Consider the following 12,831-nt stretch of genomic DNA (forward strand, 5'->3'; position numbering starts at 1 on the left):
GGGGCGCGAGCCGGCCCGGGCCGGGGCGCCCCCGACGGCGGGGACGACCTGCGGAGGGCGGCCGGGCCGCACGCTCAGGCGCGGCTGATCGCGTTGGCGTGGATGGCCTCGCTCAGGTAGGCGGCCATCCCCGGCCTGATCCTCTCGAAGTACGCGGTGAACCGCTCGTCCGCCACGTACATGTCGGCCAGCCCGGTGTGGATCTCGTAGGAGCACTCGTAGAACCAGCGGCTGATGATCTGCCGGTGCTCCTCGGCGAGGTCCATCGCGGCCGGGCTGTCGGCCGGCGCCCCGGACGACATCACCTCGGCGAACCGCCGCCCCCAGTCCTCGTTCTCCGCCCTGTTCCGCAGCCAGTCGTCCTTGCTGTAGCGGGACGCGCGCCGGTTCGACTCCCGGTACGCGTCGCTGCCGCCCCACCGCTGCTCGGCCTCCTCGGCGTGCGCCTCCGGGTCGAAGTCGCCGAAGACCTCGAACCGCTCCTGCGGGGTCAGTGGGATGTTCAACTTGCTCGCCTCCATCGCGAACTCGATCGCCGTGACCATCTCCTGGAGCCTCTTGATCCGTACGGTCAGCAGCTCGTGCTGGCGGCGCAGGTGCGCCGCCGGGTCACTCGCCGGGTCGTCGAGGATCGCGGCGATCTCCTCCAACGGGAACCCCAGCTCGCGGTAGTAGCGGACGTGTTGCAGCCGCTCCAGGTCGGCGTCGTCGTAGCGCCGGTAGCCCGTGCTGCTGCGACCGCTGGGCGAAAGCAGCCCGATCTCGTCGTAGTGGTGCAGCGTCCGCACGGTCACCCCGGCGGCCTTCGCGACCTGTCCCACCGTGTAGGCCATCGTTCCCTCCTTCCGGGAACCACGATCCAGCCTGCCGTTACGTGAGGGTCAAGGCCGATTCTGACCCGCGCGGCGCGGAGAGTCGGGCTGGTGGCGGGGAAGGCCGGAACGTCGGGTCAGGCCCACTCCTCGTCGGGGTCGGGCGGCGTGGGCACGGTGCCCACCTCCGAGCCGGGCGGCGCGGGCGCCGGGGCCGGCGGGCCGCCGTGCGTCCACGGCGTCTCCTCGACCGCCGGGAACGCCCCCGCCGGCATGAACGCGTCCGACAGGGTGGTGTAGCAGAGCCGCTCCCCCACCTCCGGCACGCTGCCCGGCGGCGCGGTCAGCCCGCGCCCCATCCCGCCGGAGAGCTCCAGCACCACCTCGGTCTTGCCGTCCGCCGGCGTCACGAAGACCACCCTGGCCTTCTGCGCCGGTCGGGTCGGCGAGTGGAGCGTCGCGCCGACCGGCACCAGCACCGGCTCGGTGGTCACGACCTGGACGCGTGGGCGCAGCACCGGCCGCTTGCCGGTGTCGTCCACCCGCTTCGGGTCGGCCAGGGTCACCTCGCCGACGAACGCCTCGCCGGTCAGCCGGCGCTCCGCCATGACGAGCGGGTCGTCGTAGGCGCGCTGGACGGCGTACGAGGTCTGGGCGCGCTCCAGCCGGTGCAGCCGCTGGGCGGCGGCCACCGCCCCGTCGCGGCGGGGCTGCGGCGCGCCGCCTGAGTCGACGTGCTCGGCGTAGCCGGTGAAGGCGTCCTTGTCGCCGTCCCACCGGCCAGCCACCCGGGCGCCGGGCGGCAGGCCGCGCAGCAACCCCACGCCGCGCCACATCAGCTCCCAGGTGGGCGCGAGCTGGCCGCGCAGCAGCCGTTCCAGCTCCGCGTACGCCCCGGCGCGCGCGACCGGGTCGTCCTCGGCGGCGGCGTACGCGGCGATGGCCGGGGCGAGCCGGTGGTTGTCGAAGTCGGGGTCGGTGGCCGGGCCGGCGGGCGGGCAGACGGCGGGGTCCTCGGCCCGGGCCGCCGCCTCGGCCCCGGTGATCCCCGCCGGCGGGTCGATCCAGCCCATCAGCGCCGGCAGGTGCAGATCCTCCACCGGGCTCTGGCCGGTGGCCCAGTGCAGCGTCAGCGCGTCGGTCATCGCCACCAGCGCCGACGAGCCCGGGTGCTCGGCCCGCTCGGCGAAGAAGGTCAGCCAGCGCCCGAGCACCGGCACCGACGGGTGCACCGGGTGCTCGCCGTCGGGGCGACGGAAGCGGGTGGAGCGGCCGAGCAGGCGCAGGAAGGTCACCCCGGCCGGGTTCGGCACCAGCAGCTGCGGGGCGTCGACGTAGCGGTACCGCACGTCCCTGCCCCGGTCGACGGGCACCGCCTCGGCGACGCCCCGGAACCCGTCGAGGTAGGGCAGCACGACGGCGGCCAGCTCCGCGGCGAAGGCGAACCGCTGGTCGCGGTTGCGGGGCTGCGGCACGATCAGCAGCCGCGCCGCGTCCGGGGCGTCGCCGACCAGCGCCGCCAGCGGGGCGTTCGCCTCGCCGGCCATCGCCAGCGGCACCAGCACCAGCGGGCGCTCGGCCAGGTGCAGGTGCCGGACGGTCGCCACCGGCTGGGCCGCCCCGGCGGCGAGCGCCTGGGCCCGGGCGAGCGCGCGGAGCGTACTCACGCGGATGCCCCGGCGAGGGCGTCGGCGCGCAGCCGGGCGGCGGCCCGCAGCAGCGCGGCGGCCTGCTCCTGCTCCGGGGCCGGGGTGCGCTCGCCGGCGGCCAGCGCGAGCGCCTCGTCGACGGCCGCGATCCCGCCCAGCGCCTCCCGGACCGGCCGGCCCAGCGCCCCGGTGTGGCCGCGCGCCTCGTGCCGGCAGAAGTACGCCAGCTCGCACGCGGCCAGGCACTCCGGCGCGTAGCGGGCCTCCACCCGCGACAGCGCGGCGAGCAGCGTCGCCGGCTCGGCGGCCACGTCGGCCGTGAAGTCCTCGGGCACGGCGGCCAGCAGCGCGTCGAGCCGCGCCATCCGGGCCAGCTGGCGGCGCAGCACCAGCAGTTGCTTGCGCACGTCGACCAGGCTGGCCAGGGGCTGGTTGGCGAAGTCCCGGGGGCAGACCAGCACCACGTCGTGCGAGACCAGTTCCGGGTCGTGGCCGGCGGCGGCGAGCAGCTCGCGCAGGGCCAGCACGTAGACGGCGGACTGGATCGCGGCGGCGGACACCTTGGCCGGGTCGGCCTGGCCGTCGACGACCGGGAACGACTTGACCTCCACCACGTGGAACCGGCCGGCGAGCCGCGCGGCGACCAGGTCCGGCTCCAGGTGCACCCGGCGGCCGGCGACGTCGAGGCCGAGCAGCGGGTGGTCGAACAGGGCGGCGGCGTCCGTCCCGGCGCCCGGCGCGGCGCCGGCCAGCAGCTCGGCGGAGCGCCGCTGGCGGGCGGCCATGTCGTCGTCGACGCCGTCGCCGAGGTCCGTCCAGCTCGCCGCCGCCGGCACCGGTACGCCCAGCCGCTCGGCGACCAGCCGCAGCAGCTCGGCCCCGCCGTCGGCCTTGACCTGCGCCTCGAACGCGTTGCCCCGGGTGATGGCGAAGCGGGACTGCCCGAACCGGGCGGGGAAGCCGATCCGCTCGGCCAGCTTCGGCTTGTCCACCCCCGCGCCGTCCAGCACGGCCCGCCGGGTGCAGCCCGGGTTGCCGGTCAGGGCGGCGATGGTGCGGGCGTTGTGCCGCCTGGGCGGTACGCCACCACGGATCGCGGCCAGTCGCTCCTCGGTGCTCGTCACGATCCGCCACGATAGGCGGTCCCCACGACGGTTGCCGGGCGCCGCCCCGGCCGGTCGGCGCTCGGCGAAGTCCGTCGCGCCGACCACGGGCCGCGCGGGACCGGCGTCAGGACGAGCCGAACAGGACTCCGAAGCCACCGCAGCAGACCAGCCCGAGGACGGCGAGGACGACCAGCATGATGCTGTAGTTGGACCAGAGCCCGAACCTCGTCACGTCGGTGCCGTGCCCGTCGTGGACGCGGTTGCGCCACCCGCCGAAGCGGAACGACAGGTGGTGCGCCGCCCCGGGCTGGACGACCAGCGAGGTGGTGATCAGCGGGACGCCCATGAAGTCGGTGTAGCGGACGTCGTGCTGCCCGGGCGCGACCACCATGTACCAGGTGCCCTCGCCGGGGATCGGCACCGTCTGGCCGTCGATCTTGAGCTTGCTGGTGGCGGGGGCGGGCACGATGTACGGGCCGCGGTTCACCGATACGGCGAGCACCGCGTACCCCGGCGGGGGTGCGATCGGGTGGGGGTAGACCAGTGGCGTCACCGCGCCGGGCACCGGCGGGAACGGCGGATGAGGGGGATACGACACCGTCACATGGTCACACGGCCCCGCACCCCCGCCAGATCGGCGGAGGTCACAGTGCGGTCACCGCTCGGCGGAGCGGTTCCACGGCGAGCGGGGCAGGGCGGTGCCGGCCAGCGGCCGGCGGTCGCGGCGGCGACGCCGGCGGCCCGGGGTGCACGGCGGCCGGGAGACCGTGTGCACGGGCGCCGGGACGGGAACTGCCGGCTGCCGGCCGATCAACCAGCAGAGGAAGCGCGCCACCGGTCGCTCAGCCGACCGGGAGGCGCTCGGCCTCGGAGCGGGAGATGTCGTACTGGGCGCCGCAGAAGGTGCACTGCTGCACGTAGCGGGTGCGGATCGGGATGATCGGGACGAAGAAGAGGCTGAACTTCGTCGACCGCCGGGTGACGACCTGCGCGGCGTGGTTGTGACAGTTGCGGCAGACCTGCTGCACCACGCCCGACTGGCTGACCTTGGTGCGGAGCCCGAAGATGAAGAACATCGCCCGGCAGTACCCACTGCGGGCCCCGCAATCACCCCCCGGCCGGCGTCAGGATCGGAAATTCCCGGCGGGGGCGGCCGACAGTTCCCGCAGGAAGGCCAGCCCCTCGACGGCGAGGGCGTCGGGGCCGGTGGCGAGCGGCCGCCACACCGACATCGGCACGGCCAGGGCCGGCGCGGTGAACGACTCGATGCTCACCTGGCCGGCGTAGCCGATGTCGGCCAGGGCGGCGAACATCGCCGGCCAGTCGAGGTGGTCCCCGCCCGGCGCGCCCCGGTCGTTGCCGCAGACCTGCACGTGCGCCAGGCGGTCACCGGCCGCCCGGATGGCGGCCGGCAGGTCGCGTTCCTCGATGTTCATGTGGAACGTGTCCAGCGCGAGGCCCAGCCCGACGATCCCGTCGACCGCCTCCAGCGCCTGCTCGACGGTGTTGACCAGGCTGGTCTCGAAGCGGTTGAGCGGCTCCAGGGCGATCGTCACGCCCCGCTCGGCGGCCTCGTCGGCCAGCGGGCGGAGCCGGTCGCGGAGGCGGGCGACGGTGGCGCGGCGCGCGCCCGCGTCGAGCAGCCAGGTGCGCCCGGCCGGGGCGTAGAGCGGGCCCGCGACCACGGCGGCGCCCACCCGGCCCGCCACCGTCACGCAGTGCCGCACGAAGTCGGCCGTACGCCGCGCCACGTCGCGGTCGTCGGCGAGCAGGTCGTGCCCGGGCAGCAGGCCGGCGCAGATCGCGGGGGCCAGCCCCAGCCCGGCGAGCAGGTCACCGGCCGATGCCGGGTCCCATTCGCCGGGCGCCTGGACGGGCAGCTCGACGGCGTCGAAGCCCCACGCCCTGATCCGTGGGGCGAGCCGGGTCAGCGCGTCGTCGGTCAGCGGCGCGACCCACGCCCACGTGTTGATGCCGATCCTCATCGCCGCCCGCGCCTCCCCGCCGCAGTCCGCCGACCGGCTTACCGCCGGCAGCTCGGCGACCAGCCGCCGAGACCCGTCGACTGTAGAGGATCATGCGCGGCTCGGACGGGCCCGGTCGGGAACGGTGGCGCCCGGCCCCCGTCGCCGAGGGCCGGGCGCCGCGTACGCGACGGTCAGCTCGTCGCGGGCGTGGCCTGCGGCTCCAGGCCGGGCACCTCCGACGGGAGCCAGATCGGCTGCCAGTCCTTCATCTCGTGGTAGCGGCGCAGCTCCGCCAGCCCGGAGACCGCCCCGGCCCAGGCCCCGTACGGCGGGTTCTGCTCGTCGAAGCCGGACTGCACGAAGGTCAGCTTCGTCTTCCCCTGCGACTCGGCCAGCTCCCAGGTGCTGACGCCCGTCGGCCCCCAGTCCACCGACAGCTTCCGGCCGGGCTCCAGGTCCACGATCTTGGCGGCGAAGCCGGACTCGAGACCGCCCATGGCGTAGCGCCCGCCGACCCAGGGCTCGATGCCGATCGGGTAGCCGAACCAGGCGGTGGCCTGCTCGGAGTCGGTCAGCGACTCGAACACCCTCGCCATCGGCGCGTCGATCAGCATCTCGCCGCGCATCTCGGCGGAGGTGAAGTCGACCTTCGGCAGCAGCGGCTGGCCCTCCAGGTGGGCGGCCAGGTTGGCGATCGACAGGCTCCAGTAGGTCTGGAGCACGCCCCGGATGCTGCTGCCGCTCATCGCCTCGGCGAAGTCGAAGTGGCTCTGCGTCAGGGTCAGCACGGTCGCGTCGGGGCCCTCCGCGCACAGGGCGAACTCGGTGGTGGTCTCGACCCCGTCGAGCAGCCAGGCGAAGCGCAGCGTGTCGTCGTCGACGTGCAGCAGCCGCTGGTGCGGGGCGTCGCCCTCGGGGGTGTGGCGGCCCCAGAACTCGTACCGGTGCGGCAGCTCGACCTCGGCGTGCTCGGCGAGCCAGACGCGCAGCTCGGCCGGGTCGGTCAGGGCGCGGCGGACGGTCTCGACCGGCGCGGCGAGGCGGGCGGGCAGCTTCATCGGTTCAGTCACGGTCTTTCCCCTTCGGATAGCAGGCCACGGCGAGCTTGAAGGCGTCGCCCTCGGCGCCCCCGTAGCGGGTGAACAGGTCCTGCAGAGTGCTCTGCAGGTCGTGCAGGAACTGCTGGCGCTGCTCGGCCGGCACCCGGATCTCGCCGGCCACCCCGATCGAGGGGAGCTCGGGGGCGGCGCGGTCCAGCCCGGCGATGTCGGCCTGGACCTCCTCCATCAGGTCGAGCAGGTAGCCGAGGCTCAGCTCGTCGCGGGCCCGGCGCAGGCCGATCCGGCCGACCAGCCGGGGCGAGAGCCAGTAGGACCGGGCGGCGGCCTGGTAGATGCCCTCCGTGATGCCCCGGACCTTGCGCTCGCTGACCTGCTCGACCAGCCCGGCCGCGACGAGCTGCTTGACGTGGTAGTAGACGCGCTGCGGCGTCTGCTCCAGCCGGGCGGCGACCTCGGTGCAGGTGCGCGGCTCGGCCAGTTGCCGCAGCACCTCGACGCGCTGCGGCTTGAGCAGGGCCTCGGCCTGCTCCATCTGCTCCAGGTACAGGACATCTCTCATGGCAAAATCAGTTTGTACGTAAAAAATTTGTTTGTCAATAGCCCCGACGACAGCCGCGCCGGGGCACGGCGCGGCTGTCGCGGCGGATCAGGGCAGCCAGTCGGGGCGCAGCGGGTAGCTCGTCGCCCCCTCCGGGCCGTTGCGGGTGGCCAGCACCTGGTGCAACTGGATCCCGTTGCGCTCGAACGCCAGCCGGGAACCCGCCATGTAGAGGCCCCACACCCGCGCGGTGCCCGGCCCCACCTCGCCGACGCAGGCGTCCCAGTGCGCCGCCAGGTTGCGGCACCAGGCGGCCAGCGTCAGCGCGTAGTGCAGGCGCAGGTTCTCCTCGTGGTGCACCTCCAGCCCGACGTCGTGAATCTCGCTGATTAGCCGGCCGGGGCCGGCCAGCTCGCCGTCGGGGAAGACGTAGCGGTCGATGAACGCGCCCGAGCGGTGCGGCGCGTGGTTGTCGGCCCGGGTGATGCAGTGGTTGAGCAGCCGGCCGTCCGGGCGCAGCCGATCCCGCAGCGCGCCGAAGTAGGCCGGGTAGTTGCGCACCCCGATGTGCTCGGTCAGCCCGATCGAGGAGACCGCGTCGAACTGCTCGCGGGGCGCGTCCCGGTAGTCGAGGTGGCGCACCTCCGCCAGGCCGGCCAGCCCCTCCCGCTCGATCGCCGCCCGCGCCCACTCCGCCTGCGCCCGGGACAGGGTCACCCCGAGCGCCCGCACGCCGTACTCCCGGGCCGCGTGCCGCACCATGCCGCCCCACCCGCAGCCCACGTCGAGCAGCCGCATCCCGGCCTTCAGGCCCAGCTTCTGCGCCACCAGGTCGTACTTGGCCGCCTGGGCCTGCTCCAGCGAGTCGTCGGGCGAGCGGTAGAGCGCGCAGGTGTACGTCATCGACGGGCCGAGCACCTTCTCGTAGAAGGCGTTCGAGACGTCGTAGTGGTGGGAGATCGCCGTGCTGTCCCGCGACCGGGAGTGCCGCAGCCCGTTCACCAGCCGCCTCCAGCGCGGCTGCGCCTCCTGCGGCGGGGGCGGCGGCGGCATCAGCCGCTCCCAGCCCAGCCCGCGCACCAGGGCCAGCGCCTCGGCCAGCGGGGGCGTACGCAGCCGCAGCTCGTCCTTGAGCACGCGCAACGCCTCGTACGGGTCGCCCGGGTGCACGCCCTGCAACGCCAGGTCGCCGCTGACGTAGGCCCGGGCCATGCCCAGGTCGCCCGGGGCGGTGAGCAGGTAGGTCAGGCCCCGCTCGGAACGGATCGACAGGGTGATCCCGGCGTCGGCCGGGCCCACCGCGCTGCCGTCGTACCCGGTGACCCGCACCGGCAGGTCCCCCGTGGTCAACGCGCGGACGACGTCCGCCACGGTCGGACCCGGGCGCCGGCCCCCCGCCGGCGGGCCGGCGGGAGCGCTCGCCGCCCCCTGGTCTCGATCGGTCAGGCTCATTGTCGTGCTACCGCCTTCTCGTACAGTCCGGTGAGTCGGTGGTCCGGGTCGTAGCGGTCCTTCACCCGACGCCAGGTGGCGCCGCCGTAGAGCCGGTCGAAGGATTCCCGGTCGTAGTACGCGTCGGAGTAGAGCGACTTGTGCCCGCCCGCCTCCGACACCCTTCGCTCGATCATCCGGTTGACGTCGCCGTCGGCGGCGCCCCCGACGATCGGCACGCTCCCCCAGAAGCCGATGTTCACGTAGTCCTGCCCCGGCCGGAGCGGATACAGCGGCCAGGCCCGGGCCGACCCCGGGCCGGACGGCTCGCGCAGCCGCAGGGGGCAGAGCCAGACCGGGGTCATCCCCACGGCCCGGGCGAACCAGCGCAGAAACTCCGCCGTGCGGTCCAGCGGGATCTCCACGTCCTGCACCACCCGCTCGCGCGCCGGCTGCCCGCGCAGGCGGTCGATCCGGGCGGCCACGCCGTGCCGGTGCTCCAGCCGCACCAGCCGGTGGTAGACGTCGCTGCGCCGCCACCGCGCCGGCCAGATCCGCCGCACCACCGGGTGCTGCACGCCGAACGCCGCCGAGCACCAGAACCAGTCGGTGTCCCAGCGCCAGAGATAGTCGTACGTGGTCAGGGCGTCGCGCGTGCGCCGGCGCAGCGACCGGTAGTAGATCTCCTGGCCGGTGTAGTCGCTGGCCCCCGGGACGTCGTCGGTGAACGTGCCGAGGGTCAGGTAGGCCTCGCCGGGGCTGAACATCACCCCGTCCATCGCGTCCACGCCCTCGCCCGCCCACGAACGCGTCGCGGTGACCTCGGCGACCGCGTCGGTCAGCGCCTCCAGCCGGGTGAACCGGACGTTGCGCAGGGCCACGAAGCGGCGTACCGGCGCCAGTTCGATGCGCAGCCGGGTGGCGTAGCCGAGGCTGCCCAGCGAGTTGGGGAAGGCCGCGAAGAGGTCGGCGTGCTCCCCCTCCGGCCGGGCGGTGACGACCTCGCCCGCGCCGGTGAGCACGTCCATCTCCAGCACCGACTCGTGCGGCAGCCCGTTGCGGAACGACGTCGACTCGATGCCCAGCCCGGTGACCGCGCCGCCGAGGGTGATGGTGCGCAACTGCGGCACCACCAGGGGCATCAGCCCGTGCGGCAGGGTCGCGTCGACCAGGTCCTCGTAGGTGCACATGCCCTGCACGTCGGCGGTGCGGGCGACCGGGTCCACGTCGAGCACGCCGGTGAGGCCGCCGACGTCGAGCCCCGGCGCCCGAGGGGCGTTCCTCGGGCGGAACAGGTTGGAGGTGCGCTTGGCCAGGCGGACCGGCTCGCCCGCGGGCACCGCCGCGTAGGACCGGCGCAGCCGGGCCACCGCGCCGTCGTGGTCGACCGAGTGATGATCCACACGCACCGCACACATGCGATCACTGTACGCCGCAGTCGGTCGACGGCGTGGGATGTCCACGGTGGCCGTTTGGCATCGAGGATCGCCGCGCCCGGCCACCCGGGGCGGCGGCCGGGCGCGCGACCATGCCGGACCGGTGGTCGGCGAACCTGCCGCAGCCGGTGGTCGTGGGGTCGCCGTCGGCATAGCGTGGAGGGCATGCCGAAAGCTGTGTGGAACGACGTGGTGGTGGCCGAGAGCGACGACACCGTGCTGGTGGAGGGGAACCACTACTTCCCCCGTGCCGCCCTGCGCGACGACCTGATCCGCGACTCCGACACGCACACCGTCTGCCCGTGGAAGGGCACCGCCTCCTACTACACCCTCGCCCACGACGGGCGGACCAGCCCCGACGCCGTCTGGTACTACCCCGACCCGAAGCCGGAGGCGGAGCTGGTCCGCGACCGGGTCGCCTTCTGGAAGGACGTCCGGGTCGTCGACTGACCCCGCCCGCCCGCGCCACCCCGCGCCCGCGGCCGGGCGTTGTGCCCCACTCCGGCGCGCTCCGCCGGGGCGGTGGCGCGGGCCCGGGCACGACGGCGGCCGGATCGTGTCCGCCGGCGCTCCGGCCGCCTGGCCGCCCACGGCGACATGGCGGACCGGGGTGGGTCAGGTGGCGCGGAGCATCCGGAGCTGGGCCAGGTGCTTCGGCAGGTGCACGCGGGTGTGCAGGTCCAGCGTGCGCCCCCAGGGCAGGGTGTCGTCGACGACCAGGTCGAAGCCCTCGCGCAGGTGCGTCTCCACCGGGGTCTGCGCCGCCGGGCCGAGCCGCTCGGTCAGCGCGCAGAGCTTCTGGCTGGTGGCCCGCAGCAGGGTGGCCAGCCCGTCCAGCCCGCCGCACTCGGCGACCAGCGCGTCCACCTGTGGACGGTGGATGGTCTCCAGGTCGTAGTACGCGAACGGCGAGCCCGCGATGACCGCCTCGGTCGCCTCGGTCATCAGCTCGTCGTTGGCGGCCAGGTGGGCGACGATCTGCTCGGCGCTGAGCTGACCGGCCGGCGGTGGCCCGAACCCGCCCGCGTCGACCTCCGCGAGCACCTCCTCGTACGCCCGCCGCAGCCTGTCCACCTCCACCGGCCCAGGCTAGCCCCGATCCGGCGCCCGGCGGGCCGAACCGGGCAGGTGCGACGGTCCGGCCGGGCGGGGGCGGGGCTCACGCCGGGCAGGTGCAGCGGCCACGCCGGGCAGGTGCAGCGGCCACGCCGGGCGGGGGCGGCGGTCAGGCCGGGCGGGGGCGGCGGTCAGGCCGGCAGCACGCCCCGGGTGACCGCGCGGCTCACCAGGGCCAGCAGCTTGCGGGGTCGGCGCGGCTGCAGGTGCGCGCCGACGAAGGTCCCCCGGCCGGCCACCACGTAGCCCTGGTTGCGGGCCAGCGATCGCAGCGCCCGGGCCACCACCCGCTGCGGCGTCTCCATCCGCCCGCCGATGGCGGCCCGGCGGGTGCCGATCGTGTCGAAGAACCCGGTCTCGACGGGGCCCGGGCAGAGCGCCAGCACGTTGACGCCCCGGTCCCGGTACTCGCTCCAGAGGGCCAGGCTGAAGTTGAGCACGAACGACTTGGCCGCGCTGTAGACCGCGAAGTACGCGGCGGGCTGGAAGCCGGCGGTGGACGCGACGTTGATCACCCCACCGCCGCCGCGGGCCAGCATGGCCGGCACGAGCGCGTGGGTCAGGTCCGTCAACGCGACCACGTTGACCATGAGCTGGTCGTGGTCGCGGTCGCCGGGGATCTCCTCGAACCGGCCGCAGGTGCCGAAGCCCGCGTTGTTGACCAAAAGATCCACGTCCAGGCCGCGGGCGCCCAGCTCGGCGACGACGCGGGCGGTGGCGTCGGGTGCGGCGAGGTCCTGCCCGATCACCTCGACCCGCACGCCGTGGGCCTGCCGGAGGGTCGTGGCGAGTTCGTCCATCCGGTCGACCGACCGGGCGACCAGGGCCAGGTTCCGCCCCTGCGCGGCGAGCTGTCGGGCGAATTCGGCGCCGATGCCGGCGGAGGCCCCGGTGATGAGAGCAACATCAGTCATGCGTCAAACCGTAGCGGCTAGCCTCAGAAACTGCAACACGGTGTCGCAGATATTCTCCGATTCAGGTCGTGGCGTATTGTTTACGTCATCAGCGGAAGGGAGACGGGATGGCAGAGGGCCAGCGGCGCCTGCGTGCGGACGCCGAACGCAGCATCCGCACGATCATGGAGGCCGCCGAGCGGCTGCTGGCGGCGAACCCGGCCGCCACCATCGAACAGATCGCCGAGGCGGCCGGGGTCGCCCGCACGACGGTGCACCGGCGCTTCGCCAGCCGCGACGCGCTGATCGCCAGCATGACCCGGGACGCCTGGGCGCAGATGGGCGCCGCCGTGGCCGCCGCCCGGCCGGCCACCGCGCCGCCCCTGGTCGCCCTCCATCAGGCCACCGCGACCATCCTGGAGATCAAGTCGCGGTGGCCGTTCGCGCTCGGCCAGCCCAGCGACGATCCGTCGACCGTGCGCGACCAGCAGGAGGTCCACGCCGGATGCGAGCTGGTGCTGCGGCGGGCACAACAGGCCGGGCTGCTCCGCCCGGACGTCGACCTGGACTGGACGCGCCGGGTCTACCTGGCGCTGATCGGCGAGACGATCAACGGCGCCCCGGCGTCGCCGGGCGACCCCGACGAGCTGGCCGCCCGCATCCTGGACACCCTCCTGCACGGGGCCGCCCCGCGGCCCTGACCGCCACCGGCAGGGCCGGCCCGGGCGGGCCGCGCCGCGCCCGGGCGGGCCGCGCCATGCCCGGACGGGCCGCGCCATGCCCGGGCGGCGGTCCGCGTCGCGCCAGCGACCCGGCCGGACC

14 protein-coding genes are annotated in these 12,831 nt (G+C 74.7%); 2 read left to right on the forward strand and 12 right to left on the reverse strand.

The features are described from left to right. Positions 1–74: 74 nt before the first annotated feature. The 10 genes from ACWENR_RS13140 to ACWENR_RS13185 all read right to left on the reverse strand — a co-directional run bounded on the left by ACWENR_RS13140 (position 75) and on the right by ACWENR_RS13185 (position 9,982). Positions 75–833 carry a MerR family transcriptional regulator gene (locus tag ACWENR_RS13140; protein WP_452277218.1) on the reverse strand — a complete coding sequence of 253 codons (759 nt, stop codon included), beginning with the start codon at positions 831–833 and terminating at the stop codon, positions 75–77. Between the two features lie 116 nt (positions 834–949). Further along, the gene (locus ACWENR_RS13145) at positions 950–2,479 is read right to left on the reverse strand and encodes a hypothetical protein (protein ID WP_452277219.1); all 1,530 of its coding nucleotides are present in this window, start codon (positions 2,477–2,479) and stop codon (positions 950–952) included. Beyond that, complete coding sequence (locus tag ACWENR_RS13150; RefSeq protein ID WP_452277220.1) at positions 2,476–3,585, reverse strand: hypothetical protein; 1,110 nt, start codon at positions 3,583–3,585, stop codon at positions 2,476–2,478. Before ACWENR_RS13150 ends, ACWENR_RS13145 begins: the two co-directional genes overlap by 4 nt. A gap of 106 nt (positions 3,586–3,691) precedes the next feature. Then, positions 3,692–4,165, reverse strand: coding sequence for a hypothetical protein (locus ACWENR_RS13155; RefSeq protein WP_452277221.1), 474 nt, complete (start codon positions 4,163–4,165; stop codon positions 3,692–3,694). Positions 4,166–4,409: 244 nt separating this feature from the next. Then, positions 4,410–4,643: a zinc-ribbon domain-containing protein gene (locus tag ACWENR_RS13160; RefSeq protein WP_452277222.1), complete on the reverse strand. Its 234-nt coding sequence runs from the start codon at positions 4,641–4,643 to the stop codon at positions 4,410–4,412. 48 nt (positions 4,644–4,691) lie between these two features. Next, positions 4,692–5,552: a sugar phosphate isomerase/epimerase family protein gene (locus tag ACWENR_RS13165; protein ID WP_452277223.1), complete on the reverse strand. Its 861-nt coding sequence runs from the start codon at positions 5,550–5,552 to the stop codon at positions 4,692–4,694. Between the two features lie 173 nt (positions 5,553–5,725). Beyond that, positions 5,726–6,604 carry an SRPBCC domain-containing protein gene (locus tag ACWENR_RS13170; protein ID WP_452277224.1) on the reverse strand — a complete coding sequence of 293 codons (879 nt, stop codon included), beginning with the start codon at positions 6,602–6,604 and terminating at the stop codon, positions 5,726–5,728. Then, on the reverse strand, positions 6,597–7,154 hold the full coding sequence (locus ACWENR_RS13175; RefSeq protein WP_452277225.1) for an ArsR/SmtB family transcription factor: 558 nt from the start codon (positions 7,152–7,154) through the stop codon (positions 6,597–6,599). Before ACWENR_RS13175 ends, ACWENR_RS13170 begins: the two co-directional genes overlap by 8 nt. Before the next feature lie 87 nt (positions 7,155–7,241). After that, positions 7,242–8,585 (reverse strand): class I SAM-dependent methyltransferase, encoded by a 1,344-nt coding sequence (locus tag ACWENR_RS13180; RefSeq protein WP_452277226.1) that lies wholly within the window; start codon positions 8,583–8,585, stop codon positions 7,242–7,244. Continuing rightward, on the reverse strand, positions 8,582–9,982 hold the full coding sequence (locus ACWENR_RS13185) for an FAD-binding oxidoreductase (RefSeq protein ID WP_452277227.1): 1,401 nt from the start codon (positions 9,980–9,982) through the stop codon (positions 8,582–8,584). Before ACWENR_RS13185 ends, ACWENR_RS13180 begins: the two co-directional genes overlap by 4 nt. A 183-nt stretch (positions 9,983–10,165) precedes the next feature. Here ACWENR_RS13185 and ACWENR_RS13190 point away from each other — a divergent pair, with 183 nt between their 5' ends. Beyond that, complete coding sequence (locus ACWENR_RS13190; protein WP_452277228.1) at positions 10,166–10,450, forward strand: DUF427 domain-containing protein; 285 nt, start codon at positions 10,166–10,168, stop codon at positions 10,448–10,450. A gap of 165 nt (positions 10,451–10,615) precedes the next feature. Here the strand turns inward: ACWENR_RS13190 and ACWENR_RS13195 are convergent, their stop codons facing one another. Next, entirely contained in the window at positions 10,616–11,080 is a 465-nt protein-coding gene (locus tag ACWENR_RS13195; protein WP_452277229.1) for a hypothetical protein, read from the reverse strand. 167 nt (positions 11,081–11,247) lie between these two features. After that, positions 11,248–12,030: an SDR family NAD(P)-dependent oxidoreductase gene (locus ACWENR_RS13200; RefSeq protein WP_452277230.1), complete on the reverse strand. Its 783-nt coding sequence runs from the start codon at positions 12,028–12,030 to the stop codon at positions 11,248–11,250. A gap of 107 nt (positions 12,031–12,137) precedes the next feature. On the opposite strand from ACWENR_RS13200, the gene ACWENR_RS13205 reads away from it, so the two are divergent. Then, a complete protein-coding gene (locus tag ACWENR_RS13205) occupies positions 12,138–12,710 on the forward strand; it encodes a TetR/AcrR family transcriptional regulator (RefSeq protein WP_452277231.1) in 573 nt (190 codons plus the stop codon). The last annotated feature ends 121 nt before the right edge of the window (positions 12,711–12,831 follow it).

The sequence above is a fragment of the Micromonospora sp. NPDC004336 genome (assembly GCF_053602615.1).

Coding starts and splice junctions, on each gene's coding strand:
- ACWENR_RS13185 (WP_452277227.1), bottom strand. CDS start 9,982: ATGTGTGCGGTGCGTGTGGATCATCACTCGGTCGACCACGACGGCGCG.
- ACWENR_RS13200 (WP_452277230.1), bottom strand. CDS start 12,030: ATGACTGATGTTGCTCTCATCACCGGGGCCTCCGCCGGCATCGGCGCC.
- ACWENR_RS13205 (WP_452277231.1), top strand. CDS start 12,138: ATGGCAGAGGGCCAGCGGCGCCTGCGTGCGGACGCCGAACGCAGCATC.
- ACWENR_RS13165 (WP_452277223.1), bottom strand. CDS start 5,552: ATGAGGATCGGCATCAACACGTGGGCGTGGGTCGCGCCGCTGACCGAC.
- ACWENR_RS13190 (WP_452277228.1), top strand. CDS start 10,166: ATGCCGAAAGCTGTGTGGAACGACGTGGTGGTGGCCGAGAGCGACGAC.
- ACWENR_RS13175 (WP_452277225.1), bottom strand. CDS start 7,154: ATGAGAGATGTCCTGTACCTGGAGCAGATGGAGCAGGCCGAGGCCCTG.
- ACWENR_RS13160 (WP_452277222.1), bottom strand. CDS start 4,643: ATGTTCTTCATCTTCGGGCTCCGCACCAAGGTCAGCCAGTCGGGCGTG.
- ACWENR_RS13180 (WP_452277226.1), bottom strand. CDS start 8,585: ATGAGCCTGACCGATCGAGACCAGGGGGCGGCGAGCGCTCCCGCCGGC.
- ACWENR_RS13140 (WP_452277218.1), bottom strand. CDS start 833: ATGGCCTACACGGTGGGACAGGTCGCGAAGGCCGCCGGGGTGACCGTG.